The organism is Candidatus Palauibacter polyketidifaciens (genome assembly GCF_947581785.1).
Lineage (GTDB): Bacteria > Gemmatimonadota > Gemmatimonadetes > Palauibacterales > Palauibacteraceae > Palauibacter > Palauibacter polyketidifaciens.
Window position 1 is genome coordinate 169900 of sequence record NZ_CANPVO010000038.1, and the last position, 25367, is coordinate 195266.

The following is a 25367-nucleotide window of genomic DNA, read 5'->3' on the forward strand; positions in this document are numbered from 1 at the left end:
CGCTCAGTCCGATCCCGCGGGAGCTTCGCCGTCGAGGATTCGGCGTAGCTGCTCGCCGATCGACTCCGGGACGGCCGGATCCGCTGCCTCCGTCGCCTCGGGCGCGGGCGGAACCTCCCGAGGCTCCCCTGCCTCCCCCGCGCGGCGGCGCATCTCGGCGATCGCAGCGATGAGTTCGGCGTCGTCCGGGTTGCGGGAGAGCATCTGCTCGTACACGACAATGGCGCGGTCGAAGAGACCCTGGCTCGCGTACAGTCCGGCGAGCGTCGAGGTTTCGATGCTCTTCGTCGGAACGGGTGCGGCGCCCGCCGCATCGCCCATCGGCGCGGCCCGCCCAGCGGCTTCAGCGCCCCGCCACGTTTCCTCGAGCACCTCCAGCCAGTCGTCCGTCGAGGAGCCGCCGGAACCGTCCGCCTTCGTCTCGACGCGCTCGACGCCCAGCGCGATGCAGGCGAGCGGGTTCGCGGGATCGAGCGTCAGGATGTGCTCGAATTCGATCCGCGCGGCCTCCTCGTCACCGAGTTCGAGCAGCACGCGGGCGTGGAGCAGGCGCGCGTCCAGATAGTAGGGGTGTTCCCTCAAGCCATCCCGGATCACGGCCAGGGCGCGTTCGCGCTCCCCCGCTTGCCGGTAGAGATCGGCGAGGCGCGCGAACGTGTGGGTCCGCGGCTCCGATTCTCCGCGGCGCAGGAGCTGTTCGATCTCCACGGTCTGGTCGTCGGCGGCCACAGGCTTCGCAGGGAGAAAAGCGGCAGGTTCGGGCCTTCCGACCCAGTCCCCGGCAACATACCGACCGTTTTTTTTGGTTGTCAACGAACGTCGCGGGAATGCGGTGGGGCTCCTGTCTTTCGTTGCCCGGAACGCCGGGCCGGCGTACGTTTTCGACCGATCACGGGACCGACGCGTTCGGTCGCGTTTCCGGCCCCGGCGCGGCCGCGCTCGGGCGACTCGATTCAAGACGACAAGGTGGGTTCGGCGTCTCATGTTCATGCGGAAGATGCGCGGCAGCGCGAGCCTCGTGATGGGCATCATGGCCGCGGCCTTCGTGGGCTGGCTGGTGTTCGACGGTATCAACGCGATGCAGGGAGGGAACCTCGGCGGGCAGATCAACCCCGTCGTGGGGCAGGTCGGAGGACAGGACATTCGCTACAACGAGTGGAACATCTTCCTCCAGAACCAGCTCGCGGTGAGCCGCGCGGCCGATCGCGGCATGACGGATGAGGACGTACGCGTCGTGACCGAACGGGCCTGGGAGAGCCTGATCAGCGCGACGCTGATTCAGGCGGAGCTGGACCGGCTCGGCGTCAGCGTCTCCGACGCGGAGGTGCGCCAGGCGTTCTTGACGCAGCCACCGCAGGAGATGTTGAGTTATCCTGGGTTCCAGACGGACGGGCAGTTCGACATCGACAAGTACCGCCGGTTCTTCACGGACCCCGCGACGGACGAGACGCAACTGCTGCAGATCGAGGGTTACTACCGCTCCATCCTTCCGCGCGCGAAGCTGCAGACGCTCGTCCAGAGCGGCATCTACGTGTCCGAGGAGGAAGCGTGGCGATTCTATCGGGACACGAACGAGCGGGCCCGCGTCCGTTTCGTGCGGGTAGACCCGGCCCTGACCGTGGAGGACTCCGAGGTTTCCGTTTCGGAGGACGAAGTCCGGCAGGTTTATGACGAACGCGTGGATGAGCTCATCCGACCCGCCAGCGCCCGCGTGAACCTGGTCAGCATCTCTCTCCGACCCTCCGTCGCCGACTCGCTCGCCGCCCGCGAACGGGCCGCCGCCCTCGCAGACCGTGTGCGGGGGGGCGAGGATTTCGCCGAGGTGGCGATGGCGGAGTCCGCGGATTCGATCTCCGGCGTCGAGGGCGGCTTCATGGGCAAGCGTCCGACGAGCGCCTTCGACCCGCGGCTCGCCGAGGTAGCCGCGGACGCCCCGCTGGGACAGGCCACGGACCCGGTCGAGACGCCGTTCGGGCTGCACGTCCTGCAGGTCGACGAGCGTACCGCGGACTCCCTGGCGCTACGCCAGATCTACGTTCCCTTCGAGATTTCCGGCGCCACCGAGGACTCGGTGTTCACGCTTCTCGACGACCTGGAGGATCTTGCGCTGCGCACGGACCTCCTGACCGCCGGCGATTCCCTGGGAGTGACGATCCGCACCGACGTACAACTCCTGGACGGCGTGGACTTCATTCCGGGCGCCGGCCAGCTGGGGGTGGCGAGGGAGTGGGCCCTCGGTCCCGAGAGCGAGATCGGGGATCTGTCCGACTCGTTCGAGAACCCGTCGGGGTTCCATCTGCTCGAGCTTCTCGGACGGCGGGACGAGAGCACGATTCCGTTCGAGGAAGCCGGGGTCGGGATTCGCGCGGAACTGCTCGTGGAGAAGAAGAAGGAACGTGCCGCGGAAGTGGCCGGCGGTCTGCTCGCCGCAGTCGCGGCGGGAAGTTCTCTCGACGAGGCGGCGGAGGAACTCGGGTGGTCGGTCGAGGAGACCGGGTTATTCCGCCGGGGCGACTTCGTCCCGGGACTCGGCCAGGGCACCGAGGCGGTCGGATTCGGATTCGGGGCCGAGGTCGGCGAGTTCAGCGGCGTCCTCGACGCCGGTGATGCGGTGGTCGTCGTGGAGGTACTGGAGCGTGAAGAGACCACGCGGGAGGGGTTCGACGAGGTCAGGGATGCCGTGCTGGGGCAATTGAGCTTCGAGCGTTCCCAGCAGTACGTGCAGAAGTGGCTGGTTGCGCTTCGCGAAGACACGGTGGTCGAGGATCACCGCGCGAGGCTCCTCCTGCAGCAGGACGCCCAGCCGATGATTCCGGGCTTCTGAGCCCGAGCCGCTGATCCCGAGCCGCAGAAAGACCCGCCGGGCCACTGCCCGGCGCGGGGCTGCGGCCGCCCGGGTCCCCCGGATCCCGCCCGGTTCGGGCTAGCTCTCCGTGTTGGCGGGACGAGCCTGCGCGGTCTCCTGGTTGGCGGCAGCAGTCGACGGAGGCGCGGTGTCCCCCGTGATCTCGGCCCGCACGTCGCCCTCGACCTCCTTGATCGAGCCCTTGAACTCACGGATCCCGCGGCCGAGAGAACTCCCGATCTCGGGAAGCCGCTTTGCGCCGAAGAGGAGCAGGATAGCGAGGAATACGAGCAGCAACTCCCATGGGCTCAGACCGAACATCTCAGACTCCTTGGTTGTGGCTCATCTCGGGCGCACGGTCAGAGAAGCGACCGGGCGAACCAGGCGACGAGCACGACCCCGACGACGCTCAACACGTTCAGGCGCAGGACGATCGGCCCCAGCGTGAATGCGAGCACCTTGAGATCGAATGCAAGCGGCTGCAGTGAAGCCGCGACCGTTGTAACAAAAAACTGACGCGCCGCTGACGGGGGCAACGTAACCGTCGCGAGTTCGGTGAGCAGCCCCCCGAGCACGAATCCCCCCGCGATGATGAGGACCAGGCGTATCGGGGAACGATGGCGTCGACTTCCGAAGTTCACTCGCTACCGTACTCTCTCGACTACGTAATCCACAGCGAGGCTCAGCGCCTCGAGGCACGGACTCGCCGGCAGGCGCCGGAGCCGGTCCCGAGCCCGGTCCGCCCGCGACCGCGCTTCCTCCCTGGCCGTCTCCACGCCTCCATGCGCTTCAACGAGATCCAGGATCTCCTGCACGGCTTCGGGGGAGGGTTCCGGGTCCGCGAAGAGCCCTTCGACGGCGCGTCGCTCCCCCCACTCCATCTTGGGCAAAGCGGCGATCAGGGGCAACGTTACCTTGTGTTCCTGCAGATCCTGTCCGCGCGGCTTCCCCATCACCCGTGTCGACGAGGAATAGTCGAGAAGATCGTCGACGATCTGGAACGCCATCCCCAGATGATGCCCGTACTCGCGCAGGGCGTCCCGGTATTGCGGCGCCCCCGACAGTGTCCCGAGTTCGCACGCCGCGGACATCAGGGACGCCGTCTTGTGCTCGCACAGCCTCTCGTAGTCGTCGCGCGTGAAGTCGAGGCCGTCGTGGAGCACGAGTTGCCGCATCTCCCCGATCGTCATGCGGTTCGCCGTGTCGGCGAGGAGGGCGACATGATCGAGCTTTCCGAGCGCAACGACCTCGATGACCGCCCGCGAATACAGGTAGTCTCCCGCGATGATCGCAACCTGGTGCGTCCAGCGATGGTTGACGGTGGGCCGGCCTCTTCGCCTTGCGGAGTGATCGACCGCATCGTCGTGCACGAGGGTCGCGACATGCAGCAGTTCGACGATGGCGCCCAGTTTCACGGCATCCGGGGAGGGGCGCCCTCCAACGCCGTTTGCGAGGAGGAGCAGAGTGGGCCGCAGGAGCTTCCCGGACCGCGCAAACAGGTAGTCGCCCACCTCGTCGAGGGCTTCGAACCCCGATGGCGCCATCCCGCGGAGCTCGCGCTCGACGGCAAGGAGCCGGTCCGCTACGGGCAGGCGGACGTGTTCCAGATCGATGGCGGTGGTCGGGAGCATACCCTCCTCGGTGCGCGAGCTGCGCATGAAGTGCACGGGAATGTTGGAAGGCCCGAGAGGAATGTCAAAAGCGCCGGGGGCCCAGCCCGCCGCCACCGAAACCGCCCTGGCCGTCCTGCGTCTGCTGGTCGTAGTCGAACTTGAGATCGGGCGCATCCTGGAGGCTCACGCTCATCTGGAAGATGAAGTTCCCGTTCGGCGAGCGGGCGAACATGAAGGTCGCGATCCAGCGGTGCAGGGAGCGGTCGAGCGTGATGAGGTGCTCCCCGAACTCCTTGTTGGTGAGGTTGTACGTCGTCCGCCAGGCGAGACGCCAGCTCGGCGACGGATTGAGCGAAAGGACCGCGTTGAGCGACTGCCGGTCCTGTGCACTCTGCTCCGCCCGGCCGCGCTGAAGGGAATAGGTCAGGGCCAGCGTCCACGGGCCGCCGGCCCGCAGGCCGGGGTCCGCCGGATCCGGATTCTCGTCGAAACTCTGCAGCCGGTATCGGGAGTCGGCCGCATTCCGCAGGCGGTTCTGGGGGTCGGATCCGCCGCCTCCACCCCCGCCGCCCAGTCCGAGCAGCCCGCCGAGACCGCTGGCCGAACTGAACGTGAAACTGCCCGTCAGGCTCGAAAGGATGGGGGCGAACATCCGATCCTCTCCGGTGCCGTCGAACAGGTCGAGAGACATGTTCAGGGACAATCCCCTGAGCAGATCCGAGTTGATGCGGTGCGACCAGCGGTCCGTCGTCAACGGCGACTCGTTCTCGCGGGACCAGTCGAAGGTGAGCGGACTCGAATTGATTCCCAGGAGGACGACGTTCCGGCGTGGCTGCGCGCGGCGCGGCGCATTGGGGTCCCCCGTGTCCGGTCCGGTGCCGGCCGGCGCCGCCTGCGGGGCGGCTGCCAGCCCCCGGGCAGCCTCGTCGGGATCCTCTTCGGCCGGTTCGGCCTCCGGCGCCTGCACTCCGGCCGAATCGCCGGCCGCCGCGAGGGAATCCGCCTCGGTCGTCGCCGCGCCGGACTCCAGGTCGGTCGAATCCGCTTCGAGCGAGCGGCCCTCCAGCAGCGCTTCCGCTTCGGGATCGAGTTCGACCTCCTCGCGCAGCTTGGCTTCGAAGGTCTGGTTCAGGGTGATGCGAAGCCGGTTCTCCTGCTTCGAGTTCGACACCGGAAACCCGGGGATCGCAAGCAGGGAGTCGGAGGCCTCCACGGCCGGCGAATAGTCGTAGTGAAAGCGCGGTGAGACCTTGTGGCGGATCCGCTCGAACGGGCCGACGCCGGGGAAGAACCCGTAGAGATCGGTGGACACCGCGGCTCCGAAGCGGAGACGCGTCGGCGCGGTGATGAAGTCTCCGTTCGTGTCGTCCGACTGAAACCGGCTCGCGTCGATGCTCAGGGTGGGACGAAGCGTCGTGCTCCCGACGAGATCGATCTGGTATTCCGCCTGCGCCCCGTAGTCCAGCTTCGAAACGCTCCCGGGCGTCGCGGAGGCCGTGGTGTCGGCGCCGGGCATCGGCTGGAACGGAAGTACGGTGTTCCGGTTGAAGTTCGTCCGTCCGCTGACCCCGAAGGAGCCGATGCGGATGGCGCTGTTCGCGGACGCCACCTCGGTTCTCTTGCCGTCGTTCTCTTCCTGGGTCCGGTCGAGGCGCGAAGCGGAGAAGGCGCCGTTGACGACGATGTTGTTTAACGGCCCGCTCCGGTTGCGGGGCGCGCGGAAGAGGGTCAGTGGCGAGAAGGTCATCTGAAGCTTGGGCAGCGTGAGGTCCGTCCGCCCCTTCTGCGCCCCCAGATCCTGGCGCCGGCTTCCGCTCAGGTTGACGGACGCGAAGGGGAACCGGTGCTGGACTCCGACGTCCGACGCGATTCGTTGCGTCTGGACCGTCGGGTCGAAGGTCTGACGCTCGAAGACGCTCGTGTTCGAGATGAAGTTGGCGTTGACCCGTATGTCCGTGACGGGGGTCAGCTCGTGATTGTGGCGCATCTGAAACTGCAGGGTCTTCTCGTTCCCGAAACTGTAGCTCGCGATGACGTTGCCCCGGAAGAACTTCTTGATCGAGCGGTATCGGAAGGCTCCGTTGAGGCGCGTGAACCGTCCGCTGAACCAGTCGGCCGTCGCCTGCGCGTCCATGAAATCGTTCCCCGCGAAGTAATACCCGAAGTCGGTGATGCTCCGCCGGGCGTTGCTGGAGGACGCCACGACATCGTTGAACCCGAAGCGCGGGGGCAGGAAGCCGCTCCTGCGTTCCTCCCGGATGTCCTGCGCAAAGAAGGGAAGCCAGGCGACGGGCACGTTCTGGATGTAGAGGGTCACGGGCCAGGCCACGACGATGTCGTCCGAGACGACCTTGATCTGTCCGGCGCGGAAGTAGTAGTGCGGTTCGTCGAGGTCGCACGACGTGAAGTTCCCGGTCTCGACGAAGGCGGTGCCGGAACCCCGCATGGTCATGAGCCCCCTGATGAACCAGTCGGCGCCCTGCTGGGCGAACGACGTTCGCGCATCCACGACGGTGCCCTTGGTGGAGGAGACATCGTAGTTCAGACACTCGTCGGAGATCACGTTCTCCCCCTCCCCGGAGAGCGAGATGTTGCCGCACCCTCTCACAAACTGCAGACCCGCCTCGTAGGTGATCGTGTCCGCGTCGATCGTGGACTGCTCGTACATGACCTGTGCCTCTCGATTGAGCTGCACACGCTGCCGGTCGACGTCCAGCTCGACGCCGCGCCCCTGATACTGGATGGCCTGATAGCCCGGCTCCCCGAGGAGTTGTCCGAAGATGTCGTCCTGTTGAGGGAAGGGGGGGTCCGGCGGACCGGCATCGACGGTGTCGGCGACCACCGAATCCGCGACCGCGGCCGCCACGGCGCTCGAATCGCCGACCGCTGGAGAGTCAACCGCTGCCGAGTCGCCGACCGCTGCCGAGTCGCCGACCGCTGCGGAATCGCCGGCCGCCGTCGAATCCGCCACGGGCACGTCCAGCGTATCCCGCGCGGTGGAATCCCGGGGCACGGAGTCCTGCGGCAGGGAGTCCCGCCCTGCGACCACCACCGTGTCGGTGTCCGCCCGTGCCGTGAACTCGAGGGGGCGGGCTCCCGCGGGCGCGGCGCGCGCGGTTTCGGTTGCGCCGAGACCGCCGAGCAGGGCCGCCAGCGCGAGGAGCGTGCGCAGCCTCAGACCGAGCTTCCTTCCCCCGATGTCCCCTCCGCGGCCCGCTCCTCCCGGCGCCGCCGGAGCACGCGGGTCATGATCACGGACACCTCGTAGAGAAACATCATCGGCAGCATCATCGCGAGCATCGTGTACGGGTCGGCGGGCGTGAGGAAGGCCGAGACCACAGCCATCACGACGATCGCGTGACGCCGGTACTTCGCGAGCCCCTCCGGCGTCACGATCCCGAGCAGCGACAGGAAGACGAGCGCCACCGGCAACTCGAAGATGAGCCCGAACGCCAGGATCAACCGGACCGCGAAGGTCAGATACTCGTTGATCATGATGACGGGATTGAGCTGGTCGAAGGTGAAGAAATTGAGCAGGATCCTGAGCCCGAGCGGCAGGACCAGGAAGTACGCCATGGAGATGCCGGCGATGAAGAGGATGGTTCCGGAGGCGATCGCCGGGATGGCGAACCTGCGCTCGCTTTCGTACAGGGCCGGCGAGAGGAAACCCCAGGCCTGCCAGGCGAGGTAGGGGAAGGCCGCGATGAGGCCCACGATGAAGCCGAGCTTGAGGATGGTGATGAACGGCGTCGTCACACTGGAGTAGTTCAGCGCCTCGCCCGGGAGGAGATCCGCGATCGGCCGCTGGACGATGCCGAGCACGTCCAGCTGCGTGACGGCCACGAGCCCGATGACCATGCCGACCAGGAGCGCGAGGAGCGCCCGGATCAGGCGGGTGCGAAGCTCATCCAGGTGATCCAGGAAGGGCATCTCCGCCTGATTGGTCGCACCCTGGGTCTGTCGCCGCAGCCTCATCGGCCCTGGTCGCCTCCTGCCGAGAACAGATCGACTTGCCCGGCCGCGCTGTGCCCGGCGCGTCGGAGCAGTTGTCCGAGTTGTCGCACTTCTTCCATGAACTCCGTGGTGTCCTGGAAGTTCCGATACACGCTGGCGAAGCGCACGTACGCAACCTGGTCCAGCGCGCGGAGCCGTTCCATGACGAGTTCTCCCAGCCGCAGGCTCGCGATGTCCCGCAGGTCCTCGGCCGCCATCTGGCCTTCGACTTCATCCACGAGAAGCTCGATATCGTGGTTCGACACGGGTCGCTTCGCGCAGGCCACGCGGATGGAGGCGAGGAGCTTCCCGCGGTCGTAGGTCTCCGAGCCACCGTCCTTCTTCATGACGAGCAGAGGCTCTTCCTCGGCCTGTTCGTAGGTCGTGAAGCGTTCGCCGCAGGAGAGGCACTCGCGCCGGCGGCGGATGACCCGGCCGCCGCGACTCGTGCGGGAGTCGACGACCCGCGCCTCCGGATGGTTACAGCGGGGACACTGCACGGTAGCCTGCCGTCACCGGACTAGTGTGGTGTCGCAGAAATCCCACGGCCATTCGAGCGCCGATGCATCCGCCCCTGCGGCGTTGCTCCTCCTCGCAATAGCTCTGCTATTACTCGTCGGAGCGCCTTGCAGGATCCGGCGCCTCGACGCTCTCGGTGGCTCGCGGATCTCTGCGACACCACACTAGCCGCCCAGCCTCTCGCGTTCCCGGCGGGCCTCCGGCGCCTCGGGACTGTTCGGATAGCCGCTCTCGATCTGGGCGAACAACCGCCTCGCCACCGCAGTGTTGCCCCGTCCCGCTTCGATCATCCCTCGGCGGAATAGCGCCGCGGGAGCCCGGCTCGAATCCGGATAGAGTTCCGTAAGCCGACGGTACTCCTCGAGCGCACTGCCGGGATCCTCCGCGTCCTCATAGGTGCGCGCCACCCAGTACTGGGCATCGGGCGCGAATTCATGGCCGCCGTAGACGGCGAGGAAATCGCGGAAGGCGTCGCGTGCGGTCTCGATGTTGCCGCGCTGGTACATGTCGAGCGCCAACGCGTAGAACTGGGACGCCTCGTCCGACCCGGATGCGGCGGAGGCGTCGGGGTTCGACTCGGCGCCGACCGGACCCGCGGCGGGCGGGCCCGCGCCCGCCGATCCCGGGAAGCCCATCGGCGAGGGGGTCCCCTGGCGACGCTGATTCTCGTAGATGTCGTTGAGCAACTGGTTGTTCTGGGCGGACATCTCTATGAGCTGCTCGAAGAGACCCTCGATCCGCTGGATCCGCCGGTCGAGTTCACTGCGGCCCGTCGTCTCCCGGCGTTGGCTCGAACTCTCGATCGATTCGAGATCCGCCTGAACCGCGTCCGCCAGCTGGCGCTGACCCTCGGCGAGAACTGCGATGTCTTCCCGCAGGGCGTCCCCCAACGTCTCGACATCGCCCCGGGACGCGCAGGCGGCGGCCGCAACGCCCAACAGCACGGCGACCGCCGCATTCCGCATTTAGATGTCTCCGTCCGTGATGACGAACTCACCGCGACGGTTCTGCCGCCACGCCGACTCGTTGCTCCCCCGGGCCAGCGGCATCTCCTCCCCGAACGTCACGACATCGAAGCGGCTGGCATCGAGCCCCAGGTTGGAGAGATAGTCGACCGCCGCCTGGGCCCTTCTCAGGCCGAGCGCCTGGTTGTACTCCAGGGAGCCCCGCTCGTCGCAATGGCCCTCGACCCGGAGGCGGATGCCGGACCGATCCCGCAGCGCGTCCGCCTTGCTCTGCAGAATCGCGGCAGCCGCGTCGGTGATGGCGGATTCGTTGTAGTCGAAGTGAATCCGCGCAACGATCGCCTCGCCCGCCATGGCGCGCTCGATATCCGCGGGCGCGGACTCCGCGCACGTCGTGCCTGGATAATCGCTTACGGCCTGCTCGAGCAATCGGCGCGCGGTCGCGTAATCGCCCTCCTCCATGGCCGCCATCGCCTGATCGCAGAGCCGGGCAGCAGCAGCTTCGCGCTGCGCGCTGTCATCCACGGCCGGGGGCGGCGGGGGTGGCGGGGGCGGCGGTACCGGCTCCGGTTCCGGGTTGCCGCTACACGCAGTCGCCAGAAGTGCCACGAGAAGAATGGGAGCGAATCGGTGGCTCAGCTTCATCGAGGTCTCCTTGTTTGCCAGTCGCGGGACGAGAATTCGGCGAGGACAGGGCGAACGTCGGCGCTGAAAACGCTGACCCGATCCCGGTTTCAACACGGATTCGTAACCTATCGCAGACCCGTCAAGTCGCAACCCGCAGGACGATTGCGGTCATGAGCCCGGCGGGATCGGGGGCGACCAGTCCGGGAGACCGTCGAGTCGTCCCGCCGTGAGGGGCCGGGACCTCCCCGTGAAGACATCGAGGATCCAGACGGTCGAGCCCTGGGCGTCGATCGACGAAAAGACGAGATGACGGCCGTCGGGCGCCCAGCTGGGGTCCTCGCTCTCGCCGCGCCGGGTCAGCATGCGCCGGTCGGTGCCATCCGGGTTCACCGTGAAGATCTGCCAGCGGCGATCGCTCAGGGCCGAATACGCGATCCGGTCGCCGTTCGGCGACCAGTCCGGGCCAGCCGCGTTGGTGTCCTCCCGCGGGTGGTAGATGCTGATGCGGCGGGCCGGGCCTCCCGAGACGCGACGGACGTAGACCTGCTGCTCGTTGGCCGGATCGGCCTCGTACGCGAACGACTCTCCATCCGGCGAAAAGCTGGGGTTCAGCGACTGGACCCGGCCGTCGGTCAGCTGCTCGCCGCCCTCGACCATGATGCGCGCGGTTCCGCCGACTCCTTCCGCGTACGCCAACCGCCCGTCCGGCGTCCACGTCGGCGTCTGAATGAGTCTCCCGGAGGCCACCGTTCGGCGGCTGCCGGTGATGAGGTTCATCTCCACGAGCGAGAAATACCCCGTCTCATCCTGGATCGTGTACGCGATCCGGGTCGCGTCGGGCGAGAAGGCGGGCGAGAAGACGTTGCGCCCTCCGGTGTCGATCCGCTGCGGATTCCGGCCGTCGCTGTCGATGAGCAGCAGGTAGGATGAGCCGTCGCCATCTCTCCGGCGCAGGGCGATCCGTGTCGCGGCGATGCCGCGCTGGCCTCCCGTCGCCCAGAAGACGATCCGGTCGGAGATCCGGTGGACCGACATCCGGAAATCGGCCGCATCCATCGGGGGCAGCGTGAAGGCCTGGACGTTCTCGAGGTTGCCGTAAACGACGTCGTGCAGGCTGACTCTGAGGAGCGGAGTCTGCGTCCCCGGCGCGACGGAGATCTCCGAGGTGACGAGCCACACGGCCCCGACCTGGTTCCAGAGCGCGTAGTTCGGGGTGCCGCCCCAAGTGAGCGTGTCGGACACCGCGATGATGTCGAACCGGTCGGAGTAGTCGAGGTCCGTACGAAGAATCTCGCCGACCGCCGCGCCCAGCTCCTCGAAACCGGCGCCCGCGGAGACGGGCGCGACGACCATGCCCGGCACATAGCGGGCCTCGTAGGTGAGGCCGAGGCGGAGCGCCCCGCCCTCCTGTCCTCCCAGCGGCGCTCCGGCCGCCGCGGCGGCGAACGCCAGCCCCGTAGCGACGGCCCGGCGTCCCCACCCGGCAGCGCGGCGTCGACGAAAGACCCTCGGCCGGTCCATTCAGCGGTCGCTCGGATCGAAGAAGAACGAGACGGCGAGCGCGTCGGCCGGAAAGTCGTCGGGAAGCGGGCCGAAGGCCCGGTCGCGGCCGGCGGACTCCACGGCCCCCATCGCCTGGGTATCGAAGATCAGGCTCCCGGACCTCGCCACCCACTCGAATCCCGTCACCCGGCCGTCCCGGTGGATGATGAAGTAGACCTCGGCCCGAAGCTCGCGGGCTCCGACGGGGGGCCGCCAGCGGCGCTGAATCTGGCGGATGATGTTCTCGCTGTATTCGGGCCAGGCCGAGGCTTCGCCGGCGATCCGGATCGTGCGCACTTCCTCGCCGACCTCCTCGGTCCGCGCGGGTTCCGGCTCCGGCTCGCGTTCGACCTCGACCTCGGCCTCCACGGTGGGCGTTTCCACCTGCGGCACCGGGTCGGGCGTCGGTTCCGGGGGAGGCGGCCGGTTCTCCTCTTCCGCGACCTCGGGCGGCGACGGATCGACGCGGATCGGCGCATCCTCCGGAGCGAACTCGACCATGTTCACCCGCACCGCCGCAGGCATTTCGGGCGGGCGTATCGCCGCGTCGCCGAACAGGACGAGAACGATGAGACCCCCGTGGACCAGGAGCGAGCCGTACACGGCCCGCCTGTGAGGTCGCCCGTGACGCTGCGGCCCTCCGCGCCGCCATGCGCGCCAACGCCCGGTTTCCACCCCTCCGTACGGAGTCATGGGCGGCGAAGGCTCGGGTCCGGGTCCGTGACCATGTTCAATACGCCTCCGGCCTCCTGAATCCGACCCATCACCCGGGTCGCCTGCCGAAGGGCGAGGTCGCCATCCGCCTTCAGGTACACCGCATCCGACTCGAAGCGATCGAGCGCCAACGCGAGCGTAGCGTCGAACTCCTCCAGCGTCACCGGCACGTCATCCAAGTAGATCTGCCCGTCCGCGTCGATCGAGACCACGAGCGCATCGGAGGCGCTGAGAGGCGCGGAGATGCCCTCCGGGAGGTCGATTTCGATGCCGCCCTGGAGAATGGGCGCCGTGATCATGAAGATGATGAGGAGGGTGAACGCGACGTCAACGAGGCTCGTGACGTTGATCTCCGCCACGACGCCGATACCGTCGGCCTGCTGCGTAAAGCGCCTTTTCATCCCCCGCTCCTCATCCTCCGACCGCCGGGGCCCCGGCTCACAGGCGACCCTCGCGCGCGAGCGTCCCCACGAACTCGCTCGCGAATCCCTCCAGCTCTCCCACGAACAGACGCAGGCGGGAGGCGTAGTGGTTGTACGCTATGACCGCGGGAATCGCGACGGCCAACCCCGCGACCGTGGTCGTGAGTGCTTCGGCGATGCCCGGCGCGACCGCCGCGATGTTCGCGGACCCCTGCGACGTGATCCCGATGAACGAGTTCATCACGCCCACGACGGTCCCCATGAGGCCGAGGAGAGGACTCACGGAGCCGATGATCGCGAGCCAGGGCAGCCCGTGCGCAAGTTCGTCCTTCTCCTCCGAGAGGCTCTTCTCGAGCACCAGCCACAGCGCTTCGAGCTGCGTAGGGCTCAAACCATCCCCGACGTGCGTGGTCTCGAGCGCGCCCGGCCGCAGTTCGGAGAAGAAGGCGATCCCCTCGCGGAACACCCGTCTGAAGGGGGAATCGTCCAGCTCCGACAGCGCGTCGTTGAGATCCACGAGCCCGTTGGCCCCGGCCATCGCGAACACGAAGTCATCCGCCCGCGCGTTCACGGCGCGCAACTCGCGGAACTTCCAGATGATGAGGACCCAGGACACGAGCGAGAAGGCGGCGAGCACGGTGAGGATGACCTTCGTCGGCAGAGTCGCGCCCAGGATCATGTCGAGGGGGGAATCGATCACGCGAGCAGAAAGGTCCTGCACAAGTTCCAGGCCCCCTCCGACCCCGATCCCGACCCCCGCCATCACGTGCGCCCCCCCTGCACCCTGTCCGGGCTCATCCGCTCTCCCCCCACTTCTCTCCCCTCACTTCCCTCGTTTCCTCGCCGAGCCATGGTTCCACCCGACGCAGACACTCCTCGCCGTCAGACCGTTCGGCGAGCCACCGGATGGCGCGTGTCGGCCCGTGCAGAACCTTGTTGAGCGCCGCGTGACTCGCCAGCCGCAGAGCTTCGTCGGCGTCGTCGGGATCCGGGGCGCGGGCGGCGACGGCATCGGCGACGAGACGGCGAGCGGTGTCCCTCAGCGCCCGCACGGCCGGGTCCGCGCGACGACTTCGACGCCAGGCCCGGTATTTCGCGACGTGTCGCTCGATGATCGTCTCCGCGCACTCGCGCTCGTACTCTCGGGCCGCCCGCGCCCGATCCACGACCTGCCTCAGGTCGTCGATATTGTACAGGAACACATCGGAGATCCCGGCCACACGCGGATCGACATTGCGGGGCACGGCGATGTCGAGGATCACGAGCCGCGCGCGCCCGCTTCGCGGGCCGCGGAGGTGCTCCGCGCGGAGGAAGGCCGCCTCCGACTCCGTGCAGGCGACGACGAGATCCACGCGATCCAGCGCCTCGAGCGCCGCGCTCCTTCGCATCGGGAGCGCATCGAGGGGCCGGCTCACGCGCTCGGCCCGGACCGGGTCGCGGCTCGCGAGAAAGACACGCCTTGCCCCCCCCCGCTTCAGGCACTGCACCGTGAGTCTTCCCATCTCGCCGGTCCCGAGCACGAGTACGCTGCGGTCGTCGAGTGAGCCGAACACCTTCCGGGCGAGATCGACCGCCGCGCCGGGGATCGAGGTCACGCCGCTCGCGATCGACGTGTCGGCCCGCACGCGCCCGCCGACCTCGAGGGCCGACTGGAACAGGCGATGCAGCACGGGCCCCACCATGGGACGCCCATCCCGATAGGCTCCGCGGACCTGGCCCTGAATCTGCGGTTCGCCGACGATGAGGGATTCCAGTCCGCCGGTGACGCGGAACAGGTGGCGGACGGCGCGCGCCCCCTCAAGCGTTGCGAGGTATGAATCTCCCTCGGCCCCCAGGCCCGACACCTCGCACAGCGCCTCGCGCCCGAGGCGGTCGAGCGTTTCCGCATCGCTTCCCGCCAGGTAGCACTCCGTCCGGTTGCAGGTGGAAAGCACGACGCACTCCGAGACGCCCGGCCTGGCCGTCAGATTCTCGACCCACTCGGTTCGTCGCCGTTCACCGAGTGCGAAACGCTCCCGGACGTCGATGGGGGCGGTCCGGTGGCTGAGTCCGACCGCGACGAGCGCGTCGGATCCGGCGGTCGCGGCTCCGCGTGCCTCAGAAGGGGAGATCGTCCTCACCCGCGACGGACCGGTTGGAAAACTCGGAGAAATCGGAACGCTCCTGCCGCGGCTCCGTCGTCGAATAGCTCTCTCCGCCGCCACCGCTGCTCCCGAGCATGATCATTTCGAGCGCGCGGATCTCCGTCGTATACCGCGTCTGGCCGTCCTGTCCCTCCCACTGCCGGTACTCGATCCGGCCTTCCACGTAGACCCGGTCGCCCTTGCGCAGGTATTGCTCACAGATCTCGGCAAGACGGTCCCAGCAGACGACTCGATGCCACTCCGTCTTTTCCTGCTGGTCGCCGGCGCGAGTCGTCCAACGGCGGCTGGTCGCGACGGAGAGCGTCGCCACCCGCGTACCCGTGTTCGTCGACCGCACTTCCGGGTCCGCACCCAGGTTTCCGATGAGTGTCGCCTTGTTCAGACTGCGCGCCATTCCCGCCTCCCCGCTGATCGACTTGAAGGTCCATGGTGGTGGTGATGCCCGGAAGGATCAAGGTAACGGAAAACGATCAACGGACCAGCAAGCGGCGCATGACGAGAGCGTCCTCCTTCGGACCCGCATAGTATCCGCGACGCCGTCCGACGATCTCGAATCCCCGGCTTCGGTAGAGACCCTGCGCGCTTCGGTTCCCTTCCCGTACTTCGAGGAAGATGCGGACGACGCCCCGGGTCCGCGCTTCGCCGAGAACCGCGTCCACCAATTCGCCCCCGATCCCGCGCCGGCGGTCGCTCGGGGCCACGGCGAGATCCCCCAGTTCCGCCTCCCGCCCGACGAACCACACGGCGGCGTATCCCGCGATGCGCGCCTCTTCGTACACGGCGGAGAGGAGAACCGCGTCCCGGCGCCGCAGCAGGTTTCTGAACGTCCGTTCGGACCATGGAGTGGCGAAGCAGGCCTCTTCGATCGCCGTCACCTGCCCCAGATCCGCCTCGATAAGCGGCCGGATGCGAAGAGTCCGCCTACCGGGATCCGCCATGGCGCCCGACCTGGCGTTCGGCTCCGGAACTCCGGACATATCGGGGTTCCCACGCGTCGATGTCCGCGACCCGGCCGGCCGGGAGCCTCTCGGCCAGCCACAGGAGCGCGCCCGCGCGCGGCACGCCGAGAAACGGGGGGAGCACACCTCCGCCGCGAGCCTCGATCCTGGCGCGGTGCCGGATCGCACCCTCCCCGGCGAAGAACCACGACCCGGGATCCTCCAGCCCCTCGACCCAGCGATCGATGTCGCACGCCTCCGGCCCGCGGATCGGGGCCTCCAGCGGCCCGTTGGCCCAGGCGGCCCCGTACACCTCGCCCCGCCGGGCGTCGAAGAGTGCGCAAACGCGGTCACGCCCCGCGGAGGCGGCGACGGAGCGAAGGCTCGAATAGGCGAAGAGGGGCACACCTCTCGCGTGACACCAGCCCTTCGCGAGCGAAGCCGCGATCCGCACGCCGGTGAAGGAGCCGGGCCCCGCCCCGATGATCACGCGTTCGATGCCGTCGACGCCGATCCGGGCACGCGCGAGCATGCGCTCTACCTCGTCGAGCACGGTCTCCGAGTGCGTCGCGCGGACGGCCAGCGCGCACTCGGAAATCAGGGTGTCGCCGCGGCCCACGGCGATGCTGCCGAGGCTCGTACTCGTCTCGAGCGCCAGACTCAGCACGCGGACGCCTCCTCCCCGCCGGCGTACAGACCCGGATCGGGGACCGGCGGCACCCGGCCCAGCCCGCGCGCGGTCACCCGGCGCAGCACACCCGTGGCGCTCCCGGCGGCCCCATCCGCCGCGTCCGCCCCCTCGGCGAACTCAAGCCGAACTTCCCAGCGGTCGACCGGAAGCTCCTCCCCGGCACGCTCGGCCCACTCGACGAAGACCGCTCCCGGGTGGGCTTCGAGTTCCTCCCACCCGAGGGCGAGGAGTTCGGACGGATCGCCGAGACGGTACAGATCCGCGTGCCCGACCGGACCCCGGTCGCCGGCGTACCAGTGGACGAGCGTGTAGGTCGGGCTTGTCACGGCTTCGTCCACGCCCGCTCCGGCACAGGCCGCCTGTGTGAACCGCGTCTTCCCGGCGCCGAGCGGTCCGGTGAGCGCGACGAAGACCTCCTCGCGATCCGCGACCGCGCCGACCTCCCGCCCCCAGCGCGCGAGCCCCGCCTCGTCCAGCACGGCACTCCTCATGCCGAATCCCCCGCGGAGACCGGCAGTCCCGGCGGTCGCGTCCCCTTCCCGTCGCCGATCCGGGCGCGGATCTCGAACAGTTCGTCCCGCAGCCGGGCCGCCGTTTCGAAGTCGAGCGCAGCCGCCGCGGCACGCATGTCCTTTTCGATCGCCTCGGCCAGCGCCTCCGGCGACAGTTCCTCGTACGAGCCTTCCCGTTCGTGCACGGCGGGCTGCGCCTCCCGCGCGTCGGCCACCGCGGTCGAGAACCGGATCTCCCGCACCGACTTCACGATCGAGCGCGGCTCGATCCCATGCTCCCGGTTGTATTCCGCCTGCACTTCGCGGCGCCGCGCCGTCTCATCCATCGCGCGCCGCATCGAATCCGTCACCTTGTCCGCGTACAGAATCGCCTTCCCGGCGAGGTTCCGAGCCGCGCGCCCGATCGTCTGCACGAGCGACCGATCCGAACGAAGGAAACCCTCCTTGTCCGCGTCGAGGATCGCGACGAGGGAGACCTCCGGCAGGTCGAGGCCCTCGCGCAGCAGATTGATCCCGACGAGGACATCGAATGTCCCCAACCGCAGATCGCGGAGGATCTTCACACGGTCGATCGCCGCAATGTCCGAGTGCATGTAGCGCACCCGCACGCCCCGCACCGCGAGGAACTCCGACAGATCTTCCGCCATCCGCTTCGTCAGCGTCGTCACGAGCACGCGCTCGCGCCGCTCCGTCCGGCGGCGGATTTCGCCGAGCAGGTCGTCCACCTGTCCGCGGACCGGTCGCACCTCCACTTCCGGATCCAGCAGTCCCGTCGGCCGAATCAACTGTTCGACGACGACGCCCCCGCTCTTCCGCAACTCGTACTCGCCCGGCGTCGCGCTGACGAAGATCGCGCTCGGCACGAGATCTTCCCATTCCCGGAACGACAGCGGCCGGTTGTCCAGCGCGGACGGGAGCCGGAAACCGAACTCGACCAGCGTCGTCTTTCGACTGCGGTCCCCCTCGTACATGCCGCCGATCTGCGGGATCGACACGTGGGACTCGTCCACGACGACCACATAGTCCTCCGGGAAATAGTCGAGGAGACAGTAGGGGCGGCTGCCCGGCGCCCGGCCGTCCAGGTGCCGGCTGTAGTTCTCGATCCCGGGACAGAACCCCACCTCCGTCAGCATCTCGAGATCGAATCGGGTGCGCTGCTCCAGGCGTTGCGCCTCGAGGAGCCGGCCATCCTGCCGAAGGTGCAGCAGCCGTTCCTCCAGCTCCACGTAGATGGCGTGCCGGGCCTCCTCCAGTCGATGGCCGAGTGTGGCGTAGTGCGTGGCCGGAAAGATCGAGGTTTCCGGGAGGCGCGTGATCGTGACGCCGGTCATCGGATCGATCTTCGAGATGCGTTCGATCGCGTCGCCCCACATCTCGACCCTGACGCCCTGCTCTTCGTACGCGGGCAGGATCTCGATCACGTCGCCCCGCACCCGGAAGGTGCCGCGCACGAAATCGAGATCGTTCCGCGAATACTGGATCTGCACGAGTCCGGAGAGGATCTCCCGACGGGAGATGTCCTGACCTTCGCGCAACGTGAGCATGAGTTCGCGGTACCCCGCGGGATCCCCGAGTCCGTAGATCGCGGACACGGAGGCGACGACAATCACATCCCGCCTTTCCATGAGGGCGGACGTCGCGCGGAGCCGCAGCCGATCTATATCCTCATTGATGGATGCATCTTTCTCTATGAAAGTATCCGTCGCGGGAACATAGGCCTCGGGCTGGTAATAGTCGTAGTAGGAGATGAAATACTCGACGGCATTGCGGGGAAAGAACTGCCGCAGTTCTCCATACAGCTGAGCGGCGAGCGTCTTGTTGTGGCTCATGACGAGCGTCGGGCGATTGACCTCGGCGATCATCGCGGCCAGCGTCACCGTCTTTCCGCTGCCTGTCACGCCCAGCAGTGTCTGCCATTCGTCGCCGCGGCGCACGCCCTCGGCCAACTCGCGAATCGCGGTGGGCTGGTCGCCCATCGGCTCGAATGGAAGCTGAAGGTCGAAGCGGGGCATGGTCTCGGATCTGGCAGCCGGTCACTCGATGGTGAGGCCGCTCTCCCCGAAGGACTCCTTCCGTTCGACGGAGATTACGCCCTTCACGCCCTGAACCTTGCGCATGACTTTCTGCAGATGCGTCAGGTTCTCGACTTCGACGACGAACTGCCCGCGCATCCCTCCCTCGACCCCCTTGATGTCGGCCGACTGAATGTTCGTACCGGTGTCGCTGACCGCGCGCGCGATGTCCGCGAACAGACCGTGGCGGTCCGTCCCCTCCATGACGATGCGGATCAGGAACCGGCGCTCCCCGTGCGCCTGCCACTCGATCTCCACCCGGCGCTCGGGAGCGTTGGAGAGGTTCAGGACGTTCGGACAGTCCTGCCTGTGGATCGAAACGCCGCGGCCCCGGGTGATATAGCCGATGACCCGGTCGCCGGGGACCGGCTGGCAACACTGCGAGTACCGGACCATCAGGTTCTCCATCCCCTGGATCCGGATCCCCTGCCCGCCTCCGCCCCAGACCTTGTCCACGAGCTTGTGGAGCGGACTCGGACTCTTCTGCGGCACCTCCGGGATGACCTCGGGGAGGATGGCCCGCATTACGCGCGTGAGCCCCACGTCCCCCCGGCCGGCCGCCGCATAGAGGGCATCCGATCCTTCGTATCCCAGCGTATCGCACGCCGCCCTGAGAGCCGCTTCATCCACCTTCCCCCGACGGCGGCGCCTCCACTCCCGTTGAACGATGTCCTTCCCCAACTGGAGCGCGGACTCCTGCTCTTCATCCCGGATCCACTGCCGGATCTCGTGGCGGGCCTTGCTGCTCCGCACGAAGCCCAGCCAGTCCCGGCTCGGCGTCTGCGAATCGGAGGTGAGGATGTGCACGGTGTCCCCGTTCCGGAGCGGACGGCTGAGCGGGGCGATCCGTTCGTTCACTTTCGCCCCCTTGCAGCGCAGCCCGACCTCGGTGTGCACGGCGAAGGCGAAGTCGATGGGCGTGGCCCCTTTCGGCAACTGCTTGACGTCTCCCGCCGGAGTGAAGACGAAGATCTCGTCCTGGAACAGGTCGATGCGGAGGAACTCCATGAACTCCTCCGGCTCGCGCGTCTCCTGCTGCCATTCGAGTACCTGCCGGAACCACGCGAGTTCGTCGTCGACGTCATCTCCGGACCGTCCCTCCTTGTAGCGCCAGTGCGCCGCGATCCCGTACTCGGCGGTGCGGTGCATCTCGTCCGTGCGGATCTGGATCTCGTACAGCGCGCCGCCGGGGCCGAAGATCGTCGTGTGCAGGCTCTGGTACATGTTCGACTTCGGCGTGGCGATGAAGTCGTGGAAGCGCTCGGTGAGCGGCGTCCACTTGTTGTGCACGATGCCGAGGGCGTGGTAGCAGTCGCGCACGGAGTCCACGATGATCCGCATCGCCAGCGTATCGTAGACCTCTTCGTACGGCTTGTCGCGCTTCACCATCTTGCCGTAGATGGACCAGAGGTGCTTGGGGCGCCCCGTGACTTCGCAACCGACGCCGGCGGCGTCCAGTTCGGCCCGGAGCGGCTCCTCCATGCGTCGGATCAGTCCCTCGCGCTCGCCCCGCGTGGCGTTGACTTCCTTCACGAGCTTTCTGTACCCCTCGGGCTCCAGGAACTTGAAGGCGAGATCTTCGAGCTCCCACTTGAGGCGGGCCACCCCGAGGCGGTGGGCGAGCGGCGCGTAGATCTCCCGGGTTTCGAGCGCGATCCGCTCGCGGGCGCCCGCCGGCATGTGCTCCAGCGTCCGCATGTTGTGGAGACGGTCCGCGAGCTTGACCATGATCACGCGCGCGTCGCGGGCCATGGAGAGGAGGAGTTTGCGGTAGGTCTCGACCTGGCGTTCCGCCATGGAGCCGAACGCGAACAGCGAGATCTTCGTAAGACCGTCCACGATGATGGCGATTTCCTCGCCGAACTCCGTCCGGATCTCGTCCACGGTCGTATCCGTGTCCTCCACCACATCGTGGAGGAGCGAAGCGGCGATGCTCACGGTGTCGAGGCGGATCTCGATGAGGATCTTGGCGACTTCCACGCAGTGGCGGATGTAATCCTCGCCAGAGCGGCGCTTCTGGCCCTCGTGCTTCTCCAGGCTGTACTGGAACGCAAGTGCGAGCAGATCGAGGTCGAGGCGGGCCTCGTAGCCCTCGATCGCCTTCATGAAGTCCTCGGGCAGCAGCGAGCGCGGGCCCGCTCCCGGCGCGGCCCGGTCCACTTCCCGCTTGAGGCTGCTCTCCACGCTACGCGCTCCGTCGCTGAGACGTCACCGCCCGAGCGCCGCGATCCATCGGCCCGGGCAACCCGTAAAGGTAGCAGTAGCGCGCGAGTTCGGCGCGGGCCGGGCGGGGAGCGAGTGTTGCGTCCGGGACGCGACGTCAGCAGATGCCGCGTTCGCGAAGGCTCACGTAGGCGCGGTCGCCGAGGATAATGTGGTCGCGGACGGGGATGCCGAGGAGCCGGCCGCTCTCGACGAGCTGGCAGGTTACCGCGATATCTTCGGGCGATGGTTCGGGCTCGCCGCTCGGATGGTTGTGGGCGAGGATGACGGAGGCCGAGGCCGTGGCGATCGCCGGCGCGAAGACTTCCCGCGGGTGGACGAGGGAGCTGTTCAGAAGCCCCACCGTGAGTCGGCGCTCGAGCAGAACCTGGCTCTGCGTATCCAGGTAGATGACCCAGAATTCCTCCTGCCGACGATCCCTCAGCAGGGGGCCGAGGCGTCCGAACACGTCGGCTGGACTGCGGATGCGCGCGCTGGCGCGGGCGGGCTCGGCCGCCTGTCGCCGGCCAAGCGCGAGCGCGGCGGCCACGGCGGCCGAGCGGGCCGGGCCCACTCCCCCGGTCCGCTCGAGTTCGGCCGGCTCCGCCCGCCCCATCTCCCTCAGCGAGCCGCCGAAGTCGGCCAGCAAACGGCCGGCGACGTCAACGGCGGAACGCCCCGTCGCGCCCGCACCGAGCACCACCGCGAGCAGTTCCGTCGTCGAAAGCGCGTCGGGGCTGAAGCGGCGGAGCCGCTCCCGCGGACGTTCGCTTGCCGGGAGTTCGAGGATCTTCGGAGCCATGCCATCATGTATCCCCGCGGCCATGAATTCCGTCTCAACTCCGGGGTAGCGGAGGGTATATCGTCCTCGGCGCCGGTGGCACACTCTGATCCGATCGCGCATCTTGCGAGCACCCTGGCGGCCGAGGATGCACACCCGAGCCGGGGCGGGATTCGCGCGCGCGACCGCGCGAACTCCCGAGTCCCTGTCTCCTCACCGTCAGGAGGACCACATGACTTCACGATGGCGCAGGTTCCCCGCCGCCACGACGCTCATCTTCGCCGCCGTCCTCGCGGCGTGCGGCCCGTCCCCCGCAATCCGGACCATCCCGCTCGAAGCGCCGCTCCTGCTGCGGATGGCGCCGCCCGAGGGTCAGGTATCGCGCTACGCCTTCTCCATGGACACAAGCATCGAGAGTCCCATGATGCCATCGACCGACGGCCCGCTCGTAACCATGGCGTGGCAACAGGTTCAGACAGTCCTGAGCACGGATGACGATGTCTTTCGAATCCGCGGGGCGGTCGATTCGGCCAGCACGACGATCGGGATGCCGATGCCGGGGATGGACGGCATGCTGCCCGACCTCTCCGGCATGTCCTTCACTGTCGACATGGACCCGCGCGGCAGCGTCCTGCAAGTCGTGGAGAGTGAGGGAGTGCCGGAAGATGCCGGGGTGAGCGTCGAGAGCATGTTGCAGGGAGCCGGCCATTCCGTGCTGCCCGAAGAGGAGGTCAGCCCGGGCGATTCCTGGATGGTCGAGACGCCGATCGAGATGCCGATGGGGACCGGCGGAACGATGTCGATGGACATGGAATTCACGTACACGTTCGTGAGTCTCGCCGGCGGCCTCGCCACGCTCTCGTTCGAGGGGCCGATGGATATGGACATGGACATGCAAGGCATGGCGATGAGCGGCTCGGGGACCCTGTCCGGAACGCTGGTCGTCGACCTGATCGAGGGCCGGCACGTGAGCCAGACGAGCCGGCAGAACATGGAAATGAGCGTGGCCGGGACGTCGATGACGGTGAATACGACGACGACACTCGAACTGATGCCGGACAGTTGACGCGGAACCGGCCGCCGGAGTCCCGAACCCCTGAACCTCAATGGAGGACCCATGAAACCAGTTCTGCGCGGTGTCGGCACCGCCGCCCTGATCGCCGTGGCGTTCGCTCTCCCCGTGAGCGGGCAGACGCTCCTTCGACTCGCCCCGCCCGACGGTCAGGAGAGTCGATACATCTTCTCCATGGAAATGACCATGGAGAACCCGATGATGCCTCCCGGACCTGCCATTACGCTCCACGCCCGTCTGACGCAGACGATCCTGGGCGCGACGGAGGAGGGCATCCGGGCCGGCGCCGTGATCGACTCGTCCTCGATGACCTCGGTCATCCCGGGGGCCAACGCGGTGGACCTCTCCGGGAGCGCCTTTACGATCGAAACGGACTCGCGCGGACGGGTGCTGAGCGTTGTCGCCGACGAAGCCGCGAACTCCGACGCCCGGGAGTTCGGTGAGCCGCTGTTCGAAGGCACAGACTTCTTCTGGCTACCCGAGACCGAGGTCGCCGCGGGAGATTCCTGGACGGAGACCGTACCGGTCCCCATGGCGGTGGGCGGGCCTGCGCAAGTCTTGGACGTGGAACTCACGTACACGCTCTCGAGCCTGGAGGACGGTCGGGCGACGATCGCGTTTTCCGGCGCCGTGGAGTCCAGTGTCAATATAGGCGGGATGCCGGCAAGCATCAGCGGAGAGCTGAGCGGATCGATGATCGTGGACCTGGCCGAGGGCCGGTACGTCCTTCAGGAGAGCCTGACGAAGCTCGAGATGGTGGCAAGCGGGATGGCCATGCCGCTGGAAACGACGACGACGCTCGAACTGGTCAGCGATCCGAGCTAGCAGGCCTCATCGGCAGGACAATGCGGGATGCGTGGACCGCGTTGCGCTGTACCGTCCACTCCGGGACGCTTTCGTCGCGGGGATAGCGGAGGAAGGTGTCCGCATCCGCGCCGGCGAGGGCGACCCGGATGCGGTGGCCGGCGCGGAACAGTACCGACGTCGCCCACAGGTCGAAGCTCAGCTCCGCGACCTCCCCCGGCACGAGCGGGAGGGCGTCGGCGCGCGACTCGCTGCGGTGCGGCCCGTACTTGCGGTACAGCGGCGGGTCGTCCGTGACCGCGCGCATGACGCCGCGGAGCTGTCCCTCGGTGATGTACCGCACGGTGCCGTCCGGAGCGACATCTTCCAGGTAGACGATGAAGGCGCCGTCCGTCTCTGTGGACGCCAAGTGCAACGTGACGACGGGGTGGCCGGTGACTTCGGTATCGACGACTAGCGGAGTGCCGGTGTAGGTCAGCAGCTTCTCATCCTCCGCGCGGCGGTCGCCGTACACGACATCGCCGCCCCCGCCGTTCGTGTACCAGCGGTTCCGGGTCCCAGTCGTGGCGCTGAAGTCGACGGTGTAGGGGTCTTCCGCGACGTCCGAGGCGGGAGCTTCCGTCGACAGCGTGCCACCCTCGCCGAAGTACCATGTCACGTCGTCGAAACCCGGCGGCGGCCATGTCTCCGTGCGCGTCCAGCGATCGGCGCCCAGCGTGTAGTAGTGGATCTCGGTCGGAGTTTCCCCGGATCCATCCTCTCTGAGGTGAGCGTCGAAGAACGCGACGAGTTCCTCGAACCGGGCATCGGCGTCGGGTTGTACGGGCGTGTCCTCCGCCTTGAACGGGTCCGTGTCGTTGCGCGCGCCGTGATCCCACGGGCCGATGAAGACCTGCTGCGGGTTGGAGATC

25 protein-coding genes are annotated in these 25367 nt (G+C 67.8%); 3 read left to right on the forward strand and 22 right to left on the reverse strand.

Annotation, left to right across the window (positions count from 1 at the left end; all coding sequences use genetic code 11):
* Nucleotides 1-3 precede the first annotated feature (3 nt).
* Nucleotides 4-729: a tetratricopeptide repeat protein gene (locus RN729_RS10375; protein ID WP_310784502.1), complete on the reverse strand. Its 726-nt coding sequence runs from the start codon at nucleotides 727-729 to the stop codon at nucleotides 4-6.
* 259 nt (nucleotides 730-988) lie between these two features.
* Between RN729_RS10375 and RN729_RS10380 the strand changes: the two genes are divergently transcribed.
* Nucleotides 989-2824 carry a peptidyl-prolyl cis-trans isomerase gene (locus tag RN729_RS10380; RefSeq protein WP_310784504.1) on the forward strand — a complete coding sequence of 612 codons (1836 nt, stop codon included), beginning with the start codon at nucleotides 989-991 and terminating at the stop codon, nucleotides 2822-2824.
* Between the two features lie 99 nt (nucleotides 2825-2923).
* On the opposite strand, the gene RN729_RS13995 is transcribed toward RN729_RS10380, so the two are convergent.
* The 20 genes from RN729_RS13995 to radC all read right to left on the reverse strand — a co-directional run bounded on the left by RN729_RS13995 (nucleotide 2924) and on the right by radC (nucleotide 22601).
* Nucleotides 2924-3166, reverse strand: coding sequence for a twin-arginine translocase TatA/TatE family subunit (locus tag RN729_RS13995; protein WP_343218917.1), 243 nt, complete (start codon nucleotides 3164-3166; stop codon nucleotides 2924-2926).
* Between the two features lie 38 nt (nucleotides 3167-3204).
* Nucleotides 3205-3486: a DUF4321 domain-containing protein gene (locus RN729_RS10390; RefSeq protein WP_310756709.1), complete on the reverse strand. Its 282-nt coding sequence runs from the start codon at nucleotides 3484-3486 to the stop codon at nucleotides 3205-3207.
* 3 nt (nucleotides 3487-3489) lie between these two features.
* Nucleotides 3490-4476 carry a polyprenyl synthetase family protein gene (locus RN729_RS10395; protein WP_310784506.1) on the reverse strand — a complete coding sequence of 329 codons (987 nt, stop codon included), beginning with the start codon at nucleotides 4474-4476 and terminating at the stop codon, nucleotides 3490-3492.
* A gap of 64 nt (nucleotides 4477-4540) precedes the next feature.
* Nucleotides 4541-7471 carry a putative LPS assembly protein LptD gene (locus RN729_RS10400; RefSeq protein WP_310784508.1) on the reverse strand — a complete coding sequence of 977 codons (2931 nt, stop codon included), beginning with the start codon at nucleotides 7469-7471 and terminating at the stop codon, nucleotides 4541-4543.
* A gap of 161 nt (nucleotides 7472-7632) precedes the next feature.
* Entirely contained in the window at nucleotides 7633-8433 is an 801-nt protein-coding gene (gene tatC / locus RN729_RS10405) for a twin-arginine translocase subunit TatC (protein ID WP_310784510.1), read from the reverse strand.
* Entirely contained in the window at nucleotides 8430-8951 is a 522-nt protein-coding gene (nrdR, locus tag RN729_RS10410; RefSeq protein WP_310784512.1) for a transcriptional regulator NrdR, read from the reverse strand. The genes tatC and nrdR overlap by 4 nt, the downstream gene beginning before the upstream one ends.
* A gap of 183 nt (nucleotides 8952-9134) precedes the next feature.
* Nucleotides 9135-9935 carry a tetratricopeptide repeat protein gene (locus tag RN729_RS10415; protein WP_310784514.1) on the reverse strand — a complete coding sequence of 267 codons (801 nt, stop codon included), beginning with the start codon at nucleotides 9933-9935 and terminating at the stop codon, nucleotides 9135-9137.
* Nucleotides 9936-10406, reverse strand: coding sequence for an OmpA family protein (locus tag RN729_RS10420; protein ID WP_310784516.1), 471 nt, complete (start codon nucleotides 10404-10406; stop codon nucleotides 9936-9938).
* 324 nt (nucleotides 10407-10730) lie between these two features.
* On the reverse strand, nucleotides 10731-12083 hold the full coding sequence (locus RN729_RS10425; protein ID WP_310784518.1) for a hypothetical protein: 1353 nt from the start codon (nucleotides 12081-12083) through the stop codon (nucleotides 10731-10733).
* Nucleotides 12084-12707: a TonB C-terminal domain-containing protein gene (locus tag RN729_RS10430; RefSeq protein WP_310784520.1), complete on the reverse strand. Its 624-nt coding sequence runs from the start codon at nucleotides 12705-12707 to the stop codon at nucleotides 12084-12086.
* A gap of 86 nt (nucleotides 12708-12793) precedes the next feature.
* Nucleotides 12794-13219, reverse strand: a complete 426-nt coding sequence (locus tag RN729_RS10435; RefSeq protein WP_310784522.1) for a biopolymer transporter ExbD — start codon at nucleotides 13217-13219, stop codon at nucleotides 12794-12796.
* Between the two features lie 37 nt (nucleotides 13220-13256).
* A complete protein-coding gene (locus RN729_RS10440; RefSeq protein ID WP_310784524.1) occupies nucleotides 13257-14003 on the reverse strand; it encodes a MotA/TolQ/ExbB proton channel family protein in 747 nt (248 codons plus the stop codon).
* Between the two features lie 31 nt (nucleotides 14004-14034).
* A complete protein-coding gene (hemA, locus tag RN729_RS10445; protein WP_310784526.1) occupies nucleotides 14035-15360 on the reverse strand; it encodes a glutamyl-tRNA reductase in 1326 nt (441 codons plus the stop codon).
* On the reverse strand, nucleotides 15338-15778 hold the full coding sequence (gene ssb / locus RN729_RS10450; protein WP_310784528.1) for a single-stranded DNA-binding protein: 441 nt from the start codon (nucleotides 15776-15778) through the stop codon (nucleotides 15338-15340). Before ssb ends, hemA begins: the two co-directional genes overlap by 23 nt.
* A 76-nt stretch (nucleotides 15779-15854) precedes the next feature.
* On the reverse strand, nucleotides 15855-16322 hold the full coding sequence (gene rimI / locus RN729_RS10455) for a ribosomal protein S18-alanine N-acetyltransferase (protein ID WP_310784530.1): 468 nt from the start codon (nucleotides 16320-16322) through the stop codon (nucleotides 15855-15857).
* Nucleotides 16306-16989: a tRNA (adenosine(37)-N6)-threonylcarbamoyltransferase complex dimerization subunit type 1 TsaB gene (gene tsaB, locus RN729_RS10460; RefSeq protein WP_310784532.1), complete on the reverse strand. Its 684-nt coding sequence runs from the start codon at nucleotides 16987-16989 to the stop codon at nucleotides 16306-16308. Before tsaB ends, rimI begins: the two co-directional genes overlap by 17 nt.
* Complete coding sequence (gene tsaE, locus RN729_RS10465; RefSeq protein WP_310784534.1) at nucleotides 16983-17504, reverse strand: tRNA (adenosine(37)-N6)-threonylcarbamoyltransferase complex ATPase subunit type 1 TsaE; 522 nt, start codon at nucleotides 17502-17504, stop codon at nucleotides 16983-16985. Before tsaE ends, tsaB begins: the two co-directional genes overlap by 7 nt.
* Nucleotides 17501-19537 (reverse strand): excinuclease ABC subunit UvrB, encoded by a 2037-nt coding sequence (gene uvrB, locus RN729_RS10470; protein ID WP_310784536.1) that lies wholly within the window; start codon nucleotides 19535-19537, stop codon nucleotides 17501-17503. The genes tsaE and uvrB overlap by 4 nt, the downstream gene beginning before the upstream one ends.
* Before the next feature lie 21 nt (nucleotides 19538-19558).
* Nucleotides 19559-21781 (reverse strand): bifunctional (p)ppGpp synthetase/guanosine-3',5'-bis(diphosphate) 3'-pyrophosphohydrolase, encoded by a 2223-nt coding sequence (locus RN729_RS10475; RefSeq protein WP_310784538.1) that lies wholly within the window; start codon nucleotides 21779-21781, stop codon nucleotides 19559-19561.
* A gap of 136 nt (nucleotides 21782-21917) precedes the next feature.
* Nucleotides 21918-22601 carry a DNA repair protein RadC gene (gene radC / locus RN729_RS10480; RefSeq protein WP_310784540.1) on the reverse strand — a complete coding sequence of 228 codons (684 nt, stop codon included), beginning with the start codon at nucleotides 22599-22601 and terminating at the stop codon, nucleotides 21918-21920.
* 211 nt (nucleotides 22602-22812) lie between these two features.
* Between radC and RN729_RS10485 the strand changes: the two genes are divergently transcribed.
* A complete protein-coding gene (locus RN729_RS10485) occupies nucleotides 22813-23646 on the forward strand; it encodes a DUF6263 family protein (RefSeq protein WP_310784541.1) in 834 nt (277 codons plus the stop codon).
* Nucleotides 23647-23697: 51 nt separating this feature from the next.
* Entirely contained in the window at nucleotides 23698-24477 is a 780-nt protein-coding gene (locus RN729_RS10490; RefSeq protein ID WP_310784543.1) for a DUF6263 family protein, read from the forward strand.
* Here RN729_RS10490 and RN729_RS10495 read toward each other — a convergent pair.
* Nucleotides 24461-25367: CocE/NonD family hydrolase (locus RN729_RS10495; RefSeq protein WP_310784545.1), on the reverse strand; the 907-nt coding region annotated here is incomplete at its 5' end. The two genes, RN729_RS10490 and RN729_RS10495, sit on opposite strands and share 17 nt — an antisense overlap.